Source organism: Brucella sp. NBRC 14130, assembly GCF_040371715.1.
Taxonomy (GTDB): domain Bacteria; phylum Pseudomonadota; class Alphaproteobacteria; order Rhizobiales; family Rhizobiaceae; genus Brucella; species Brucella intermedia.
In genome coordinates this window covers 41,520-60,440 of the sequence record NZ_BAABTE010000013.1, presented here as the reverse complement: position 1 = coordinate 60,440, position 18,921 = coordinate 41,520, and the positions used below count along the sequence as shown (strand labels likewise).

Here is an 18,921-nt window from a genome sequence, read left to right as displayed (position 1 = left end):
GTGTTTAGCGCGGCCCCTGCAATAATGCGCGGGCGACGCCTTCATTAGTGACGAGGCGATTGACATAACCGCCGCGCAGAATGGCGCGAATAATCGGAATTTTGTTCTGCCCACCCGAGACCAGAACTGATGCGGGCTTGAGTTTGAGCTTGTCCGGTGGCAGGGCAATGATCGAATCATTGAGGAAATGGTCAATCGGACGCCCCTGAGCATCAAGAAAATACCCAAGAAATTCACCGACCGCCCCAAGCTTCAGCACGGCATCGAGGTTGTCCTTCACCACGCGGATGTGGGTGAGTGAGGTTTCCGAAGTTAGTGCGCCGCAAGAGACAAGGCCGATATCTGCAATTTCGGTGCGGGCCAGAACGTCTGTCAGCTCGTCGCTCAAAAGAATTGCATCGCGGCTCTCGCGGTTGGCGCAGTAAATCGGCGCGGTCAGATAGTGACATTCCACACCTAATGTACGAGCAAATTCGGTCGCTACTTCAAACGTATTGGTTGATGAGCCGCTGGTCACGCCGCCGGTCAGGCTGACTACCCAGCTTTGAGGTTTGGGGCGGGTTTGCAGACTGCGTACCGCGAAACTTAACGTACGGCCGGAGGCGATGCCCACGCCCATATCGCGCCCTGCAATAAGTTCGCTGGCCATCTTTCCAGCAGACTCACCTATCACACGTTTCTGTTCCAGATAATCATCTAGATCGGGTACAACGACGGCCTGCACCAAGCCGTAGCGCGTCGCAACTTTCTCTGCAAGTTCAATACAATCTACAAGCGGCAGGGTGACATTCACATGCACCTGTCCAGATTCACGAATCTGACCTATGATTTTGTTGACTTTCAGACGCGTTATGTTGAGACGTTGTGCAATCTCATGCTGGGTCTGGCCGCCAATGAAATAGAGCCATGCCACGCGCGCACGTACTTGTTCGTCCTCGGTGACTGGAGAGTTCTCGTGCATCTATCGGCCTGTTGATTTGTTGTCCGTGTACGGTTTTCGACGCGACGGAAGTGTTAAGCGTATTCTGGGATGCAATCAATACTCGACCTAGAAGGCCAAGGTTACAAAGTGATTTCTAAAACCCTCTGAAATTTTAAGAGGTAGTTCGACTTGCTTGAACAGTTTCGAACGTATTGTTATTGGGTGTCTGTCTCGATTATGCCGCCACCATCCGAGCTGTAGGCGCGCTAAGGTGAACCTGATCCGCCGTCCACCAATTACGCTATGAGTATGGGCGGCGGCTATTGTAATAGGTCAGATAAATCAGTTCCAACACGAGCTGCGGATGTTCGAGACCCAGTTCATCGATATTGGTATGAAGCATTTTTATCCTGACAGCAGGTTCTGCTTCGCCCGTCTTAGTGTAATTCGGCACGATGCCCTTTGACCAAGTATAGTCGAGAATCTCTACGAAGCAGATGATTATGCTTATTTTGCCGCCACTCGGCTTCGCAGCCTGGAGACAGGCGAACGCTACGCCATCGAGCATCGTGTCTTGAGTTCCAGCGGCGCTTATCGGTGGTGCCGCAGCGCGGGCGAGCCGGTGCGCGATAAAGGGTCTCGAATTGTCGGCTGGTATGGAACTGTCATAGATGCCTATGTCCCGTCGATCACAGGTGAACGTTTCACCCATGCGACGAACGCTAGTTTAGACGGAGTCACGCAATCCGACACTGCCCAACGGCTCGATCTCACCCATCCCGATGACCAGCTTTCGATCTCGCATGCAACTGCACGGGCTTTCTGGACAGGCGTACCGCAAATTACCCGGCATCGGCGTCGCCAACCGGATGGCAGTTATCGTTGGATCGAAACCCGGTCCGAACCTGGCGATAGTGTTAGTGTGGAAATTGGTAATCTCGTCACGGAGAGAGATTCTATTCCGCGGTCCGTCGCCGGCCCATCCGGCAATGATGAGGCAGAGCCGATGCGGTCTGCCATGGTGGTCGAGAGTATTTTTGGAAACGGCTGGGCATTCGATGCAACGGGAAGGTGGATATTCCTCCATCCGTTTGCGCAAAGTTCGCTTGGCGTGAGTTTGGATTATCTCAACGAGGCTGTAGACGAGGGGCACACAGCCTGGAAACGTCTGTTGCACCCGGATGATTACCATGACGTTGCGAAGCGTTGGCTTCATTGTCTTGCAACCGGAGAAGACTTTAACGTCGAGTTCCGGTTTCGACGGGCAAGTGACGTATATGTCTGGGCGCGTACTGCCGCCCGGGCGGTGCGCGATCATAGTGGTCGCATCGCTGGTTGGTACGGAATTGCGTTGGACAATGATGTTTATAAAAAGACGGTCACTGCGCTACGCGAACGCGAGAAAAGCCTTCAGCAATTGATCGACACGGTGCCCGCACTGGTCTGGAGTACATCGTCTACAGGCACGCCAACTTATGTAAACAAGCGCTTCATCGAGGTAACAGGGGCGACGCTGCAAGATATCACAGCGCCCGACAAATTCCTGAATTTCAGTGTGATTCACCCCGACGACGTTCAGAAGGCGCGTGACGCCATGGACTATTCGTTGGCGACGAATGAGCCATATCTCCAGAGATACCGGCAGATACGAGCAGATGGCAGCTATCGGTGGACTGAAACCCGGGCCGAGCCTTTGCGCGACGAGACGGGCAAGGTCGTCCAGTGGTACGGTGTCTGCGTTGATATTGATGATTTGGTGGCTGCTCAGAAATCGCTGTCCGAGCGGGAACGCGAGCTTTCTATGCTGGTCGATATGGTGCCAAGCTTTATCTGGCGGCTCAACGCAGAAGGCGAACCCGACTACTTTAACAAGCGTTTGATTGATTTTTGTGGCGTAAGGATTGATGATCTGGGCGGGGCGCAGACGAAGCGGCGAGCCGTCGTCATCGAGAAGATCATCCACCCTGATGACCTTGAAGGCGTTTCGCAAGCTCTGACTCTCAGTATCAGTACAGGCGAGCGCTTCTCAATGAGATATCGCATTCGCCGGGCTGATGGCGTCTATCGTTGGGTTTACGGCCAGGCTGATCCATTGCGGGATAACGACGGACGAATTGTGCAATGGTATGGCTTGTCGAGCGACATTGATGATCAGGTCAATGCGGAAGATGCGCTGAAGCAAAGCGAGCGTCGTTACCGGGATTTGTTTCAGTACATGCCGATAGCGCTCACTCAAATCGATGCGCAGAAACTTGCTGTCCTTTTCAAGGAGTTGCGTTCCCAAGGTGTTGAGGAACTGCGGGACTATATAGACGAGCATCCGGATTTTCTTATGCGCGCTGTCGAGGCTTTGGAAGTTGAGGAGGTCAACGACCATATTCTTGGTATGTTCGGCGCAAGCAGCCCAAGCGAAATGTATGGTTCCGCTGGGCGTTATTGGCAGCCAGGATTGGACACGATCCGTCGTTCGATCGAAGCGCGTTACCGTGGGGAAGAGGTTTTTCAGGAAGAAACAAAGGTTATGCGCCTGGACGGCAGCGTAATCGATGTCCTTTTCACAACCGCACGACCAGACGCGGTGGCTGATAAAAGCCTTGTTGGATTTATCGACATAACTCAGCGAAAAAAGGCTGAGGAAGCATTGCAAGAGCGGGAGCGCTCCCTTTGGCGGCTTGTCGAGGCCTTACCCGTGATGATCGACTGCGCGGACGCCAACGGTGAACCGATCTATCGAAGTGATCGTTTGTGCGAATTTCTCGGCTTCGGTCTCGATCAGCTTGAGGAAAATAGAAAACTCAGGACAACGCTCGATGCTGGCGTGCATCCTGATGATCTGCAGGGTGTTCTGGAGCAATATGCCCATTGTCTGGCGACAGGTGAGCCCTACGCCCGCCGGCACCGGTTGCGTCGTTTCGATGGGCAGTATCGATGGGTCGAGACACGGGCGGAGGCGATGCGCGACGGAAGCGGTAATATCGTTCAATGGAACGTTATCTGTCTGGATATCGATCGCGAAGTGCGAGCTCAGGAGGAATTGCGCCTGACCCTTGAGAAACTCGCTCGGGCGAGCCAGGCGTCCAGTCTTGCGGAGCTCTCGGCCTCGATTGCGCATGAAGTGAATCAGCCTCTGGCCGCAATCGTTGCCAATTCGCACGCTTGCCAGCGTTGGCTCATGGCTGAGCCGCCGAATACCGAAAGGGCGCTCAAGACAGTGGAGCGTATTACAAGAGATGCGACGTCCGCTGCCGAAATCGTGGGGCGCATCCGCGCATTGTTCAAGCAATCTTTCGTCGCGAAAAAGAAGATCATGCTGAGCGATATTATAAGCGAAGTTCGCGATCTGATGGCGGAAGAATTGACGCGTTGGCGCATTCGCACAGTCGTCGATGCGGCTGATGGCTTGCCGTTTGTGATGGCTGATAAGGTTCAAATACAGCAGGTAATACTTAATCTTATTCGGAATGCAGTCGAAGCGATGGAGACCGTTTCGGATCGTCTTTTGACTATCGAAGTGGTTAGGGACGAAGATGTAGTCCGGACAAAAATCAGCGATAGGGGTGTGGGAATATCGCCCACGGAAAGAATGTTCGAACCATTTATTACAACGAAAGAACAGGGAATGGGCATGGGACTGGCAATTTCCCGGTCTATTGTGGAGGCACATGGCGGTCGGTTATGGGCAGAGAAAAATGAACCACAAGGGACATCGTTGGTTTTTACCCTTCCAGTCGTCATGAAAGCTGTAGCCGTATGAGCGAAGGTCAACTGGTATTCATCGTAGACGATGACGAGCGCATTCGGGAGGCCCTGGAGGAGTTGCTGGAGTCCTACGGCATGCACACCATGGCATTTGGGTCGGCGGCAGATTATGTCAATGCGCCTAAGCCCGATGTTTCCTCGTGCCTCATACTGGACGTGAAATTGCCCGACATCAACGGCTTGGAACTGCAAAAGCAAATTTCGACAGGAGACCATCCTCCCATCGTATTCATTACGGGACATGGTGACATTCCCAGTTCCGTTCGCGCCATGAAAGGTGGTGCAGTCGATTTTCTGACCAAGCCTTTCAGCGACGTGAAACTCATGGCGGCGATCCGTGCTGCGATAGCGCAGGATTGTGAAACACGTGCCAATCGATCGGAAATTACTGAGTTGAGACAACGTTATCGCGAGCTCACCGCCCGCGAGCGTGAAGTGCTGCCGCTCGTTGTCAGTGGGCTCCTCAATAAGCAGGCAGCAGCCGAACTTGGTATAAGAGAAGTCACACTGCAGTTGCACAGAAGAAATGTCATGCAAAAAATGGCAGCCGCTTCGCTTGCTGATCTTGTACGCATTGCGGACAAATTGAGGATCCCGATTACCCATGCTCGGCGATCGAAAGGAGACGAATGATGATCAACGACAGACTCGTGATCGCAGTTGTCGATGACGATTCCCGCTTGCTGGAATCCATGGAGGATCTGCTGGAAGCGACTGGCTATACGGCCCGGTGTTACTCGTCAGCTGCCTCTTTGTTGACGCGGGGGCTTGCTGGCGTGGATCTGATTATTACCGACGTTGGTATGCCCGATATCGATGGGTTCGAGCTCAGAGAAATCGTGCAGGAAATTCATCCCGATTTACCAGTTTTTCTGATCACAGGCCGTCATGAAATTGCCGATCAGGAACGTGCTCAGGGTGTGACGGGGTTTTTCCGTAAGCCGTTTGATGGGCAAACTTTGCTAACCGCTATCAGCGACGCACTCAATGTACGCCGAACGGAGGGTTGATATGAGAACCGAACAGTACGCGCGGAACCACAAACCAACACTGCCTTTGCAACCTGCGAAGGAGACAGAGCAGCCGTTGGTCATCATAGTCGATGATGATGAAGCCGTAAGAGAGGCTCTTTCTGATCTCATCTTGTCCGCAGGGTTTCGGCCCGTTGCCTTTGGGTCCACGCGTGAGCTCGTGGGAACCGAACTATTGGAAGCACCCGGTTGCTTGATCCTCGATGTGCGCATGCCGGGGACAAGCGGATTGGATTTACAACGTCAACTGGCACAGAACGGCAATCCCAAACCGATTATCTTCCTGACAGGCCATGGCGATATCCCTATGACTGTGGAAGCGATGAAAGCTGGCGCTGTGGATTTTCTCACGAAACCGGTCCGCGATCAGACACTGCTCGATGCAGTCGCTTCGGCAATTGATATGGATGCGCGACGGCGAGCGCAATCCGTCATTGTCAAACGGAATATCGAGCGTCATATGACATTGACGCCGCGTGAACGCGAAGTTTTGCGGGAAGTCGCAAGAGGCCGCCTCAACAAGCAGATCGCTTTCGATCTTGGTATCAGCGAAGTGACAGTGAAACTTCATCGTGGAAACGTGATGCGGAAGATGGAGGCATCTTCCATCGGTGAACTGATCAGGATCTGGGAAACCCTGCCATTGCCAATCCAAAGGTCCTGAACGCGAGCGCCAGCCAGACAATCTCCGTGCGAAAGATAGCTCGAACTCAAAACGCAGCGAGTTCCTTCGCGCGCCGCTCCACCAGGTCACAGAGAAGACGTACACGCAGGGGGACCTGGTGTTTGAATGCGTGGACGACATTGAAAGGCATTGGTTGAATTTTCAGTTGCCGTCCAAATTCAACCAGTTTTCCCTCTTCAAGTTCGTCTTTGACGATGCAGCGCATAACAACGGCCGCGCCGATACCATGTCTCGCAGCCGCTTTCAGTGCCTGCCCCGTATCACAGGCGATGGGGCCTGTCGGAGTGAACTCACTTCCATCTGATAGTCTTATCTTTCTCGAAATGCCGTTTAATTCATATCGTGCAAAAGGCACGCGGGCTGCTTCCTCTGCAGTGCTTGGCGAGCCGTGTTTTTTCGCGAATGGGGGCGAGCTGACCATAATCATTTTGAAATCAACGAGCCGCCTGATCATAAGGTCGCAGTTAGCAACAGTTCCAACCCGAAATGCAACATCGTAATCGTCGCGGATAATATCGACATGTTGGTCCGTTAGGCCGATTTCAAGTTGAATTGCTGGATATCGAACTGCGAAGTCAGACAATATCGTTTCAAGGAACAGCGGTGCAAGTTCGCTGGGCATACTAAAGCGGACACGACCGGATATCTCCTTTGAAGCGTTTATGTCGTCCCCGGCCATATTGAGCTCATGAAGTAACGGGGACAATCGCTCAAAAAGTGAATGTCCATCCGCGGTCAGCACAAGTGTGCGGGTGGATCGAAGGAAGAGGCGGGTTTGTATCAGCGTTTCAAGCCTTGCCACGCTTCTGGAGACTGCTGACGGTGACGTTTTGAGCAGCCGGGCGGCTGCGCTGAAGGTGCCCGCTTCCACGGTGCGGACAAATGCGAGAAGACCGGCCGTCTCATTCAACAGGTTTGCCATTCAAGCTCCGGGAGCAAAAGTGAAGTACCCAATCACTGACTAATGAAACGGAATTCAATCCATATTTTATCCCCAGATCAATATGGAGAAAGTATATGGGTGTTCTCAAAAACAAGGTTGCTATCATCACGGGTGGTAACAGCGGAATTGGCAAAGCGACGGCTAAACTTTTTGTCGAGAACGGGGCACGGGTCGTAATAACAGCGCGACGCCAAGACGTTCTGGATAATGCGGTGAGCGAAATAGGGGGAGATGTCGTTGGCATTTGTGGCGATGTATCCGATTTGGCCCATCATAAACGGGTTGCGGAGGAGGTCTCTCGCCGTTTTGGTGGGTTCGACATCTACTTTGCCAATGCAGGCGTCATCGATTTGAAGCCGTCAGAAGCAATATCGGAAGCGAGCTATGATCGGCATTTTGACGTCAATACCAAAGGCGTATTCTTCGGCGTTCAAACCCTTTTGCCACTTATGCGCGACGGTGGGACAATCATCGTCACCAGTTCTCTGGCTGCGACTAAAGTGCTTCCCGATCACACGGTCTATGCGGGCTCGAAGGCTGCCGTGGTCGCTTTCGTGAAGAACTGGGCACTGGAGCTCAAAAACCGGAGAATACGGGCGAACGTCATTAGTCCTGGGCCAACGGATACTGAAATCCTTGGGAAGCTGGGCATACCGGATGCTGAGCGTGGGCCATTTCTCAGTAAGATGGCTGAAACGATCCCAGCAGGGAGAATGGGAACCAGCGAGGAATTGGCGGAAGCCGCTCTCTTCCTCGCTTCAGATGCAAGCGCTTTCATCAACGGCATCGATCTTCATGTCGATGGTGGAATGGGGTTGATCTAAAAAAACACTCGCCTGCTGGAGGTTGGCTCGACAGCGAAAGATAGCTGTCGAGCACATTGATGCAAGTCTGCAATCTTTGAGTAAGTCGCGGCTCCACCTATACTTTGGGCCTAATTGGGCAAGTATCAAGCATAGGACGCTTCACCCCATCCGCCGATAGACCGTGTTTTACGCCCCGGGTTACCGTTGACGTGTGGCTGGTAATTCGCGTCAGCGCTGAAATCTCGGTTCCAGTGCCTCGCCGATCGCAAAATGATGAATTCGCAAGCGTGAGATGTGAGCAATTTTTTCTGAAAACGCTGGTCGGGTTCCAGTTAGCGATCTGGATGAATAATTCTTACTTCTTAAGCAGGAGATAAACTAATGACCAAGCATATCCTCATCGTAGGCGCTGGTTTTGCTGGCGTTATGGCGGCTTTGGCCGCGTCTCGACTGAGGCACGAAAAGGGTGTGTCAGCGGAGAGCTTGAAAATTTCGGTCGTGTCGCCGGCCCCGGAACTCGTCATCCGTCCTCGACTTTATGAACCTCACCCGGAGAAAATGACCGCTCCCCTCGGCGAATTATTCGAAGCCACCGAGATAGAATTTGTTCCAGCTACGGTAGAAAGAATTGATGCGGCCAACAACCGTGTTACGGTCCTTGACGATCGCGGTCAAAGTTCCTCACTACCCCCTATGACAGGCTCGTCCTTGCTTCCGGTAGTCGCGGCTTTCAACCACCAATTCCTGGTCTCTCCGAATATGGCTTTACGTCCAACCATCTCGAGGAAGCGATAATACTGGATCAACATTTGCACAGTCTCGCTGCGCAGCCAGCAAGTCCGGCGCGAGATACCCTGGTGGTTGGGGGCGCCGGTTTCACAGGTTTGGAAGTTGCGACCGAGCTTAAGGCACGTCTTCAGAGCATTTTGGGGCCGACTGCTCAACCTCGCATCATCATCGTTGACAGGAACCCTCACGTCGCACCTGCGATGGGAGAACATCCAAGGCCCTATATTGAAAGCCGTCTTGAGGGGCTTGGTATCGAAACGAGGCTCAACACGGGTATCGCGCAACTCGACAGTTCTTCCGTGACGCTCGATAGCGGCGAGCGGATAGAGACCTCAACCGTCATTTGGTCTGGCGGAATGCGCGCTTCTTCACTTACATCTCAGCTTGATGCGGACAAGGACTCCTTGGGTCGCATCATTGTCGATCCCGATTTACGTGTGCCTGGCTATTCTTATATTTTTGCAACTGGCGATACGGCAAAGGCAGCCACCGACGATAAGGGCAATTTCTCGCTGATGTCATGTCAGCATGCTCGTCGTCTTGGTGCGTTTGCAGGACATAACGCAGCCGCCGAACTATTGGGTGAAGCCACCCTTAAATATGATCAGCCAGCCTATGTCGTCTGCCTCGATTTGGGCCCTGATGCGGCGATCTTTACTCGTGGTTGGGATGGTAAGGTCGAACTTACGGGCGCGGAGGCAAAAAAGGTGAAACAGGAGATAAACACCGTCTGGATTTATCCGCCGGCATCTGAACGGACCGCGGCATATGAAAATGTTCAGACAGCGCGGACCGTTGATTTCTAGAACTATCGCAGCGTTGACTCCGCATATAGTCCTTCACATCCGGCGCATTGCTATGGCCCGCTTCAGTTTTGGAGGCGGGCGTAGCATTGAGAACTGCTCATTGCGGATTAGGACATAGCATAAATTTACATAATAGCGATGCCGAAGATGATGTCTTGGACGAAAAAGCAAATCGTTGGGCTGGTGTTTTGTCTCAGCGCGATTGCAACCGCTGTAGGAGGTTGGATGTGGGCGCGTTCGACCGAGCGGACGGCGACGGACAATGCCTATGTTCGCGGTAACACGACAGCAATCGCATCGAAGGTAACCGGATATGTCACCGTGGTTGACGTATCCGACAACCAGTATGTACGGGCGAATGATGTTCTGTTCAGAATTGATGACAGGGATTTCCGCGCACGTCTGGCGCAGGCTGAAGCAAATGTGGAGGCGGCACAGGCACATATCGACAATGTGGAGGCGGAGATACAGCTGCAGCATATTCTGGTCAAGCAGGCGACGGCGCAGAAACGGGCAGCAGAGGCAGATCTTGCTCTCGCGGTCAAAGCGTCTCAGCGACAGCGTGAACTTGTTCGCACAAATTCGGTCAGCAGAGCTCAGGTCGATGAAAGTGACGCTGCAAGGTCAAAAGCGGAGGCTGGCTTATTAGGCGCAGAAGCCGCGCTGGAGGCACAAGAAACACGTATCAAGGTTCTCACCACACAAAAGGAAGCTGCCCTGGCTGCTGTGCTTCAAGCCAAGGCTGCGCGTGACCTGGCCCGAATTGATCTCGACAATACAGTCGTCCGTGCTCCCTTTGACGGTGTTATTGGTAACCGTCAGGTTCGCGTCGGACGCCTCGTATCTCCGGGAGCTTCCTTGATCGATCTGGTGCCAATCAAGGACGTGTGGATTGTCGCAAATTTCAAGGAGACACAAATCGAGAGTATTCAACCCGGGCAGTCAGCCCAGGTAACGGTCGACGCCTATCCCGGCATAATTATCGAGGGAAAAGTTGACAGTTTTGCACCGGGTAGCGGATCGGCCTTCAGTCTCCTGCCTGCTGATAATGCTACTGGCAATTTCGTCCGTGTCGTGCAACGTGTTCCAGTCAAGATCAAACTTGTTCAGAACCCAATTCCCGGCCGCCTGGTTCCGGGACTTTCTGCCCGGGTTCGGATCATTCTAGGGAGAGAGAGCTGATGATTTCTCCCCCAAACGTCTCGAGCCAGACCAGGCAGAATACAGGATGCCTTCTCCTCGCGGGCATTGTGATTGCCACTTTGACTGAGGCGATTGCGGGTACCGCTTTGACGCTTGGCAAAGGAGATATAATTGGTGACGTATACGCTACTCCCGATGAATTCGCCTGGCTCGACATCGGATATACGACACTGAAGATGATCGCGTTCCTTCTGGCATCCTGGATTGCGACGACCGTTAATTTGCGGATTATCGTTGTTGCGGCAACTGTGATGATAACATTGGTAAGTGCGGCCACTGCGTTGACGACCCGACTGGATTTGCTGATTGGTCTGCGCGCATTTCAGGGGTTTTCGGGAGGTCTCCTACTGGTAATCGGGCAAACTGTTATCTTTCGAGACTTTTCGCCTTCTCGCCAACCTTGTTCTACAAGCCTTGTTTGCGACAGGGGCAGTGGTTGCACCGGCTACCCTCGTACCAGCACTGCAAGGATGGCTATTGGACAGCTATTCCTGGACGTGGATTTTTCTTTCAGTAGTTCCTATCGGATTGCTGGCAGCGGGGCTTGTTCTCCTATCAGAAGAAACCATCGACACCCATATTCCCTGTAGGCGCTTTGACTGGAGTGGCCTTCTGCTGGCATCGATCACGCTTTTCTGTCTCGTCTATGTGCTCAGCCAGGGGGACCGTTGGAACTGGTTCGATGAACGTCGCGTCCAGTGGCTAACCGGAATAGGTGTAGTGACGCTTTGCCTGTTTGTCGGTCAACAAGCGAGCCGCCCTGAGGATGAGGGACTGCTCGAACTGAGTGTTTTAAGGTCCGTCGATTTTGCGTTCGCATTCATAGTAAGTTTTGTAGCTGGTGCGGCATTGTTTGGAAGCACTTATTTGATTCCGAGTTTCGCAATCTCAGTCCTGGCTTTCACGCCAACGGATACCGGTGTTCTTTTGCTCGCCAGTAGCATTTTTTTTGTGTTTTCGCTTTTCTTGTCTGCCTTCATAATCCAGTGCCTGCACGTCTCTCCAATTGCCACCGTACCCTTCGGAATCGTCCTGATCATGATTGCTATGTGGCTCCTGTCAGGGGCAGCGGGCGACAGCGGGATGGACGACATGATGAACGCCGTTCTCCTGCGGGGCATGAGCCTCGGCTTTCTATTTCTGTCAATTACCTTAATCGCATTCAGTAGGTTGGGATCACATAGTCTCCCTGGCGCGATTGGTATTTTCAATACTGGCCGCCAGTTGGGCGGTCTCCTAGGAGTAGCTTGTCTTCAATCTCTAATAACGCGGAGTATCGCAGGCAATGTGTCTGTGCTCAGCAGCCATATCACGGCTGGATATTCTGCTGTAGGCGAACGATTAGGGACAAGTGCGGCAGTTCTCGAAGCCCGTGGGATGACTGCCGTGGCTGCCGATCAAGCGTCGATAATTTTATTAGACAGGGTTGTTGCTGGCCAGTCTACGGTAATCGCTTTCGATACGGCCTTTCTCACAGTTGCGCTTCTTTTCGTTTTTGCGGCACCGATCCTGGCCGTTGCGAAGATGCTTTTGACGGCAATATCAACAAAAAAGTAGTTATTCGGCGAGTTACACTGAGCCAAAAACAATCCGTTTATATCGGCTGACCCAGCGCTTTGCGTGGAAATTGAGAGCCCCGGACCAGGTAGTTTCAATGCGGTGGGGAACTGCAGTTTATTGGCAAAGGCGCACGTTCTTCACACTCACTCAAACACATCGGCGGACGTGTATGTCTGCTTTTCAGTTCCATTCGGAAGACCGGTCATTCCGCTAACGGCCCCATCGCGGCCATTCAAAATGATTAGTCATTGCATTTTCAGATAATAGAACCTGCTTCACTTCTGACTTGTGTTTTCTCTCTTTTGCAAATCAATAAAAGTTAATAGATCGCCGTATTTATAACGAATAGCTTTGCCCACTTTTCGATAGGGTAAGTTCTCAATGCCCTGGACCCGCCAGTTAGCAAGGGTCGTTGGACTTAAACCTAAAACACCAGCGGCTTGCTCAGACGTCAGCAGATGGTCAAGCTCATAGCTTGTTGAGGGCAGGGGATGTTCTCGAGCACTGTCAGTCTGCGTCGTGAGAAAGCTTAATGACATATTGTATTTTCGAACAAGGTGCTCGGTGAGGCTGAGATAGAGCTGCTCAAGGCTAGGCTGCTCATTTTTGTTATCAGGCTTTTTCGCCACTTATATGAGCTCACATAACATGGATGGTGTCCGATTACGAAACGCGATGAAAGTTGTTGTTAACATAACAACAAGAATAGTCGAGTTCGACAATACAGAAATTGAGAAGCATTAATTGTAACGACGTGCGGCTCGGGCGGGCTCTGTATGTTCCCAAACGTTTTTCCACAGGGATTTTATGCTGCTCAAAAGGCAGTTTTGCAGTGCAAATTACAAATACCGAAGGTGATTGCTATTTGATTGCTAGCATCAATATAGTGAAAACGAAAACTAGCTAAGTCATTGATTTTTTGGTGCCGCTTGCGTGACTCGAACACGCGACCCCATCATTACGAATGATGTGCTCTACCAACTGAGCTAAAGCGGCCCGGAACGTTGCGTTCCAATTTCCCGAAGGAGCCAACCGTTTCCGGCTGGACGGTGCGCTGATAACCAAAAGCAGGGAGGAAAGCAAGGCCCAATTCAAACAAACTCCATGTTTGTTCAAAAGCTTTCACAACATGCACATCGCCACCGCCCTCCAGCGCGCAAAAAGCCGGATTTATGAGTAAGCAGGCGATCGTGCCGTACAAACCGGAAGGCCGTTCTCCCGCGCCAGCCGTCTCGCCGGCGCGGTGCCGTCACGTTTCCCGGAATCATGCGCCTGCGCAAAGGCGCTGGCGAGCTTCCTTATATTCCCGCTCGAGGCGGTCGATCAGTTGTCCGGCAGGGGCTACTTCATGGATCGCGCCGATGCCCTGGCCGCAGCCCCAGATATCCTTCCAGGCCTTGGCGCCTTCCTGCTGCGCAGTCTCGAAATCCATCTTGGAAGGATCGGCTTCGGGAAGGTTGTCAGGGTCCATGCCCGAATTGGCGATGGATGGCTTCAGGTAGTTACCTGCAATGCCGGTAAAGTAGTTGGAATAGACGATGTCGGAAGAAGTCGAGTCGACGATCATCTGTTTGTAGGCATCCATCGCGCGCGCTTCCGTCGTGGCAATGAAAGGCGAGCCGATATAGGCGAGGTCAGCGCCCATGGCCTGTGCGGCAAGAATCGAGTTTCCGTTGGCGATGGCGCCCGAAAGGAGCAGGGGACCATCGAACCAGGAGCGGATTTCCTGCACGAGCGCGAAGGGCGACAGCGAACCGGCATGGCCGCCCGCGCCGGCTGCTACCGCGATGAGGCCATCCGCGCCCTTGCGGATTGCCGAATTGGCGTGACGGTTGTTGATGACGTCATGGAGGACGATGCCGCCATAGGAATGGATAGCCGCATTCACTTCCGGCACGGCACCGAGCGAGGAGATGACGATCGGCACCTTGTATTTCACGCAAAGGCCGAGATCGTGCTCGAGGCGCTTGTTGGATCGATGTACGATCTGGTTGACGGCGAAGGGTGCGGATGGCCGGTCTGGATTGGCCTTGTCGTAAGCAGCAAGCCCTTCGGTGATTTCCGCCAGCCATTCATCGAGTTGTGCCTCTGGACGGGCATTGAGAGCAGGAAAGGAACCGACGACGCCTGCCTTGCACTGCGCCATCACCAGAGCCGGATGCGAAATGATGAATAGGGGAGCGCCAACCACCGGGATGCGCAATCTGCTTTTCAGAATATCCGGCAAGGCCATTTTCAATCGTCCTCCATGATTGACGTTTCCGTAAACGTAATAGTTCTAGCATCTCCTTGCCGGACGGCAATATCAAAAGCACGCAAGCGGACCTGTCGCCGCTCAGCCATCTTTCGGCATTGCGACAGAACATGCGGAACACGGTCGATATGGCGCTCCTTATTTATTGGACGCCACGCGCGAAGAGAATCGCCGCTATAGTTGAGGATGTTTCGAGCACCTGCAATGGGTGCAGTTTGGTATTGCAGAACTATACGGATGGGGGAAAACCGCATTCAGAGTTAATATTTGGTGTCTCTGTTAAGCTTATCGGCTAGTCAAAGCGGGTGAAGAACAGGTAAATGCCTTGATTCAGACGTTAATTTCGCTGAGGCTTATGAAAGCGTCTGCATCGGGAACCGCTTGCACCTGTTGGGGGCGTAACGAGACGGCGGAAAAACGAACAAGGGAAGAGCAGCCTTTGGAAAGCATTGAGCGCGCGATCAGGAATGCATTTGCCAAGGCGGATGCACACAATCCGGCGACCCGCCAGCGAATCTATGAATCCGCCTGGGGTGCGCATGAGCGCGCTCTCGCGACAAACGCCGCGCTCAGCGATGCGCAGAAGGAACAGCGCCGCCAGAACCTGAAGGACGCCATCTCCGGCATTGAGCAGGAATTCAAGACCGGTGGAGAGACAAGCGCCCGTCATGAGCCGACGCTTGATGCACCCCTGAGGGAAGACCCGGTGCTTGGTGGCAGGGTAGAGGAAACATCGCCCGTGCTCGATACCGGCGATATTCGTGCGACTTCGCGGCAGAAGAAGCGCAGCAATGCCGACCTCGGCTATGAGGGCGGCGTCTCGCGGAAGGACCGCCGCAAGAAGAAGCGCCATTCGCCTTTCTACAGCTACGGCATTCCGGCGCTTGTACTCGCGGTTGCGGCTTTCATCGGCTATTCGCTTTATAACAGCTTTATCGATCTGAGCAGCGGACCGGCGAACAATCCGCTGCACAGTGAAGGCAATATCGCTCCCCTGAAGGAAGGCGAGGAGCCGGGCGGGTTGAAATGGATCACCATCTTCCAGCCTTCGGAAGCCACACGCATGTCCGTCAAGGGACGCGCCACGGCTGAAATCAGGCAGGAGGGCACGCGCAGCTTCGCCCGCATCCAGTCCGCCGGTGCCGAAGATACGGTCACATTCGATGTGGGCGAGGGCATTCTGGATCAGCTGGTTGGCAAGACGGCGACCTTCAACATCGTGGCCCGCGCCGACGATGGCAAGACGACCCAGATGTCGGTCAACTGCGATTTCGGCGGTCTCGGCGATTGCGGACGCAGGCGCTACGACGTGCGCGATTCCGTGAGCGATTTCCTTTTCGACATGGAAATGCCATCGGGCCAGAAGGCAGGTCGTGCAGGCACGATCACGGTCAATTCGGACCTCAGCGGTTCCGGCAAGGCCGTCAATATCTACGAAATCCGCGTTTCGACGGCGGCCAAATAATCAGGAAAGCAGCTTTTCCAGCGTTTCGAGCCGGTCCGCTTCGCGGGGCGGCTTGTCCCAGCGCAGCCGCGAAAAACGCGGAAAGCGCATGGCGACCCCCGATTTGTGGCGCGTGGAACGGTTGAGACCTTCAAAGGCGACTTCCACGACCAGCCCATGATCGGGTTCGGCGCGTACGGATCGCACCGGCCCGAAACGCTCGGTGGTATTCTCGCGCACAAACTTGTCCAGCAATTTCAGTTCCTCGTCCGTAAAGCCGAAATAGGCTTTGCCGACCGGCACCAGCACGGGTTCATCCTCCGGTCCCGTCCATACGGCAAACGTAAAATCGGAATAATAGCTCGACCGTTTGCCGTGCCCACGCTGGGCATAGACGATCACGGCATCGACCGTGAAGGGATCGCGCTTCCATTTGAACCACGGTCCCTTGGGGCGGCCCGGAAGATAGGTACTGTCGTGGCGTTTCAGCATGACGCCTTCTATGACCGGATGTGGCGGACTGGCGCGAAACCGCGCCAGTTCCTCAAAGTCGGAAAATGGCAGAACGGGCGAGAGATCGAAGCGGCGCGGATCGAGCCTGCTGACAAAGCTTTGCAGGCGCGCGCGGCGCTCCAGAAAGGGCAAGGCGCGCAGATCGACGCCGGTCTGCTGGTTTCCTTCCTGCAACAGGTCATAGGCCCGGACGAAGGCCGGATAGTCGCGCAACTGTTTTGCGCTTACCGTCTTGCGGTTCAGCCTCTGCTGGAGGTCGGAGAACGTGGCTGTTTCTATGCCGGTTTCGCCGTGATGGCCAACCAGCAACTCGCCATCGATCGCCCCTTCGAAATCCATGGCTTCCAGAATATCGGGGAACGCGCCGGAGATATCGTCCCCCGTGCGCGAATAGAGGCGGCGCAGGCCGTTTTCCGCGACAGCCTGAACACGAATGCCATCCCATTTCCACTCGGCCGTAAAGGCGGATGCGTCGAGCGAGGGGATTTCCGCTTCATCAAGGGCCGTCGCCAGCATGACAGGGCGAAACGGAGCGGCTGCGGTGGCCGCAGGCTTTTCACCGCGGCCTTCCAGCCAGGCGAACAGCGCCTCATAGGGTGGTGACTGGCCGTGCCAGAGTTCTTCTATTTCCACGACGTCGACGCCGCCGAAATCTGCCAGCGCCTGCTTGGCCAGACGGGCGGAAACCCCGACGCGCAAGCCGCCGGTCACGAGCTTCAACAGTGCGTAACGTTCGGAAATGCCAAGCACGTCGAGCCATCCGGCGACGAGCATCGGGCCTTCGCGGCGCGAAGCGTTCTGCAATTCGTGCACCACGATGCCAAGCGGCAGATCGGCACCGGGGGCAGTTTCGCTGGGGCCGGGCCAGATCAGCGAGATCGTTTCGGCAAGATCGCCGACATAATCGTAGGAATAGGCAAACAATGTCGGGTCTGTCCGCTCGGCGATGAGCGCGCGCAGCATGGCGGGCTTTACGCTTTGCAGCTCCAGATCGCGGGTGATCGCTGCCAGCGCCACCCCGCGATCAGGGTCCGGTGCTGTGCGGAAATGGTCGATGAGCAAGCGCAGCTTGCCGTTGCGCTGCGGCGTCAGAACGAGCCGGTCAAGAAGTTCGGCGAAAGCGCGCATCAGTCGCCCTCATCTTCATAGCCGACGAGATGCAGCGGCTTTGCCGGTATGTTCTGCAACTCGCACCAGCGAACGAGAGCTTCTTCACGCCCATGGGTAACCCACACTTCCGCGGGGGAGATTTCCGTTATGGTCGCCGTCAGCTCATCCCAGTCGCAATGGTCGGAAATGATGAGCGGCAGTTCGACGCCCTGCTGTTTGGCGCGCTGTCGGATGCGCATCCAGCCCGAGGCAAAGGCTGGGACCGGATCGGGAAACCGTCGCGCCCAGCGGTCGGAGAAAGCCGAGGGTGGGCCGACGATGATCTTTCCTGCAAAATCCGGTTGTGCCGCACTGCGTTCCAGGGTGGCCGGTTCGAGAGGTCCGAGATCGACACCTTGCGTTTGATAATACTCGCAGATCTTTTCCAGCGCGCCGTGGATATAGATCGGTTCCCAATAGCCAGCATTGCGTATGAGCTTGATGACCCGCTGCGCCTTGCCCAGCGAATAAGCCCCGACAAGATGCGCACGCTCGGGAAACTGCTGGATCGATTTGAGAAGCGTCGCGATCTCATGTGCTGCATCCGGGTGACGGAATACCGGCAGGGCAAAAGTGGCTTCGGTGATGAAGACATCACAGGCGACGGGCTCGAAAGGGGCGCATGTCGGATCGGCTGCCCGCTTGTAGTCGCCCGAAGCGACGATGCGGGTGCCGTCCATCTCCACTGCGATCTGAGCCGAGCCAAGCACATGGCCCGCTCCATGAAAGCTTATCCGCACGCCATTGATCGTGAGGGTTTCTCCGAGGCTTACCGGTTGCGTGGTTTCTGCGAAATTCACCCCATAGCGCAACGCCATGATGTCGAGTGTTTCGCGCGTTGCCAGCACATGGGTGTGGCCCGAACGCGCGTGGTCGGAGTGCCCGTGGGTGATGAGCGCACGTTCCACCGGGCGCACCGGGTCGATGTAAAAATCGCCGGGCGGGCAATAAAGGCCTTTGGGAGAGGAGCATAGAAGCTGGTTGAAGCGCATGGTCTTCAAGATAGGTCACGAAGTTCACCCCGAAAAGGGAGGGAGCTTGCGTCTGCTGACAAAAT

The 18,921-nt window shown here is 54.4% G+C and carries 14 protein-coding genes, 1 tRNA gene and 2 pseudogenes; 9 read left to right on the top strand and 8 right to left on the bottom strand.

The window, feature by feature from the left end:
* Positions 1 to 4: 4 nt before the first annotated feature.
* On the bottom strand, positions 5 to 961 hold the full coding sequence (locus ABWW28_RS21670) for a sugar-binding transcriptional regulator (RefSeq protein WP_353392064.1): 957 nt from the start codon (positions 959 to 961) through the stop codon (positions 5 to 7).
* A 262-nt stretch (positions 962 to 1,223) separates the two neighbouring features.
* On the bottom strand, positions 1,224 to 1,490 hold the full coding sequence (locus ABWW28_RS21665; RefSeq protein WP_353392062.1) for a hypothetical protein: 267 nt from the start codon (positions 1,488 to 1,490) through the stop codon (positions 1,224 to 1,226).
* On the opposite strand from ABWW28_RS21665, the gene ABWW28_RS21660 reads away from it, so the two are divergent.
* From ABWW28_RS21660 to ABWW28_RS21645, 4 genes are read left to right on the top strand one after another with little or no spacing between them, the layout of a single operon-like run.
* Positions 1,395 to 4,676, top strand: a complete 3,282-nt coding sequence (locus ABWW28_RS21660; RefSeq protein ID WP_353392124.1) for a PAS domain-containing protein — start codon at positions 1,395 to 1,397, stop codon at positions 4,674 to 4,676. The two genes, ABWW28_RS21665 and ABWW28_RS21660, sit on opposite strands and share 96 nt — an antisense overlap.
* Positions 4,673 to 5,314 carry a response regulator transcription factor gene (locus ABWW28_RS21655; protein ID WP_113368357.1) on the top strand — a complete coding sequence of 214 codons (642 nt, stop codon included), beginning with the start codon at positions 4,673 to 4,675 and terminating at the stop codon, positions 5,312 to 5,314. Before ABWW28_RS21660 ends, ABWW28_RS21655 begins: the two co-directional genes overlap by 4 nt.
* Positions 5,314 to 5,691: a response regulator gene (locus ABWW28_RS21650; RefSeq protein WP_006471454.1), complete on the top strand. Its 378-nt coding sequence runs from the start codon at positions 5,314 to 5,316 to the stop codon at positions 5,689 to 5,691. The genes ABWW28_RS21655 and ABWW28_RS21650 overlap by 1 nt, the downstream gene beginning before the upstream one ends.
* A 1-nt stretch (position 5,692) precedes the next feature.
* Positions 5,693 to 6,376 (top strand): response regulator transcription factor, encoded by a 684-nt coding sequence (locus ABWW28_RS21645; protein WP_036565055.1) that lies wholly within the window; start codon positions 5,693 to 5,695, stop codon positions 6,374 to 6,376.
* A 46-nt stretch (positions 6,377 to 6,422) separates the two neighbouring features.
* Here the strand turns inward: ABWW28_RS21645 and ABWW28_RS21640 are convergent, their stop codons facing one another.
* A complete protein-coding gene (locus ABWW28_RS21640; protein WP_353392060.1) occupies positions 6,423 to 7,319 on the bottom strand; it encodes a LysR family transcriptional regulator in 897 nt (298 codons plus the stop codon).
* Between the two features lie 95 nt (positions 7,320 to 7,414).
* On the opposite strand from ABWW28_RS21640, the gene ABWW28_RS21635 reads away from it, so the two are divergent.
* From ABWW28_RS21635 to ABWW28_RS21620, 4 genes and pseudogenes are all read left to right on the top strand, one after another.
* Positions 7,415 to 8,164 (top strand): SDR family NAD(P)-dependent oxidoreductase, encoded by a 750-nt coding sequence (locus tag ABWW28_RS21635; protein WP_353392058.1) that lies wholly within the window; start codon positions 7,415 to 7,417, stop codon positions 8,162 to 8,164.
* A 363-nt stretch (positions 8,165 to 8,527) separates the two neighbouring features.
* Positions 8,528 to 9,741: pseudogene (locus ABWW28_RS21630) on the top strand (NAD(P)/FAD-dependent oxidoreductase).
* A gap of 147 nt (positions 9,742 to 9,888) precedes the next feature.
* On the top strand, positions 9,889 to 10,923 hold the full coding sequence (locus ABWW28_RS21625; protein WP_353392122.1) for an HlyD family secretion protein: 1,035 nt from the start codon (positions 9,889 to 9,891) through the stop codon (positions 10,921 to 10,923).
* Positions 10,923 to 12,501 (top strand): annotated as a pseudogene (locus tag ABWW28_RS21620) (MFS transporter). Before ABWW28_RS21625 ends, ABWW28_RS21620 begins: the two are co-directional and overlap by 1 nt.
* Positions 12,502 to 12,779: 278 nt before the next feature.
* Here the strand turns inward: ABWW28_RS21620 and ABWW28_RS21615 are convergent.
* The 3 genes from ABWW28_RS21615 to ABWW28_RS21605 all read right to left on the bottom strand — a co-directional run bounded on the left by ABWW28_RS21615 (position 12,780) and on the right by ABWW28_RS21605 (position 14,737).
* On the bottom strand, positions 12,780 to 13,133 hold the full coding sequence (locus ABWW28_RS21615; protein WP_353392057.1) for a helix-turn-helix domain-containing protein: 354 nt from the start codon (positions 13,131 to 13,133) through the stop codon (positions 12,780 to 12,782).
* Between the two features lie 291 nt (positions 13,134 to 13,424).
* Positions 13,425 to 13,500 (bottom strand) — tRNA-Thr (locus tag ABWW28_RS21610).
* Positions 13,501 to 13,768: 268 nt separating this feature from the next.
* The gene (locus tag ABWW28_RS21605; RefSeq protein WP_176587514.1) at positions 13,769 to 14,737 is read right to left on the bottom strand and encodes an NAD(P)H-dependent flavin oxidoreductase; all 969 of its coding nucleotides are present in this window, start codon (positions 14,735 to 14,737) and stop codon (positions 13,769 to 13,771) included.
* 460 nt (positions 14,738 to 15,197) lie between these two features.
* Here ABWW28_RS21605 and ABWW28_RS21600 point away from each other — a divergent pair, with 460 nt between their 5' ends.
* Positions 15,198 to 16,223 (top strand): hypothetical protein, encoded by a 1,026-nt coding sequence (locus tag ABWW28_RS21600; RefSeq protein ID WP_176587515.1) that lies wholly within the window; start codon positions 15,198 to 15,200, stop codon positions 16,221 to 16,223.
* Here ABWW28_RS21600 and ABWW28_RS21595 read toward each other — a convergent pair whose 3' ends face one another.
* Positions 16,224 to 17,843 (bottom strand): cisplatin damage response ATP-dependent DNA ligase, encoded by a 1,620-nt coding sequence (locus ABWW28_RS21595; RefSeq protein WP_176587516.1) that lies wholly within the window; start codon positions 17,841 to 17,843, stop codon positions 16,224 to 16,226.
* Positions 17,843 to 18,856 (bottom strand): ligase-associated DNA damage response exonuclease, encoded by a 1,014-nt coding sequence (locus ABWW28_RS21590; RefSeq protein WP_176588005.1) that lies wholly within the window; start codon positions 18,854 to 18,856, stop codon positions 17,843 to 17,845. Before ABWW28_RS21590 ends, ABWW28_RS21595 begins: the two co-directional genes overlap by 1 nt.
* Positions 18,857 to 18,921: the final 65 nt, after the last annotated feature.

Coding starts and splice junctions, on each gene's coding strand:
- ABWW28_RS21670 (WP_353392064.1), bottom strand. CDS start 961: ATGCACGAGAACTCTCCAGTCACCGAGGACGAACAAGTACGTGCGCGC.
- ABWW28_RS21665 (WP_353392062.1), bottom strand. CDS start 1,490: ATGCTCGATGGCGTAGCGTTCGCCTGTCTCCAGGCTGCGAAGCCGAGT.
- ABWW28_RS21655 (WP_113368357.1), top strand. CDS start 4,673: ATGAGCGAAGGTCAACTGGTATTCATCGTAGACGATGACGAGCGCATT.
- ABWW28_RS21650 (WP_006471454.1), top strand. CDS start 5,314: ATGATCAACGACAGACTCGTGATCGCAGTTGTCGATGACGATTCCCGC.
- ABWW28_RS21645 (WP_036565055.1), top strand. CDS start 5,693: ATGAGAACCGAACAGTACGCGCGGAACCACAAACCAACACTGCCTTTG.
- ABWW28_RS21640 (WP_353392060.1), bottom strand. CDS start 7,319: ATGGCAAACCTGTTGAATGAGACGGCCGGTCTTCTCGCATTTGTCCGC.
- ABWW28_RS21635 (WP_353392058.1), top strand. CDS start 7,415: ATGGGTGTTCTCAAAAACAAGGTTGCTATCATCACGGGTGGTAACAGC.
- ABWW28_RS21625 (WP_353392122.1), top strand. CDS start 9,889: ATGATGTCTTGGACGAAAAAGCAAATCGTTGGGCTGGTGTTTTGTCTC.
- ABWW28_RS21605 (WP_176587514.1), bottom strand. CDS start 14,737: ATGGCCTTGCCGGATATTCTGAAAAGCAGATTGCGCATCCCGGTGGTT.
- ABWW28_RS21595 (WP_176587516.1), bottom strand. CDS start 17,843: ATGCGCGCTTTCGCCGAACTTCTTGACCGGCTCGTTCTGACGCCGCAG.
- ABWW28_RS21590 (WP_176588005.1), bottom strand. CDS start 18,856: ATGCGCTTCAACCAGCTTCTATGCTCCTCTCCCAAAGGCCTTTATTGC.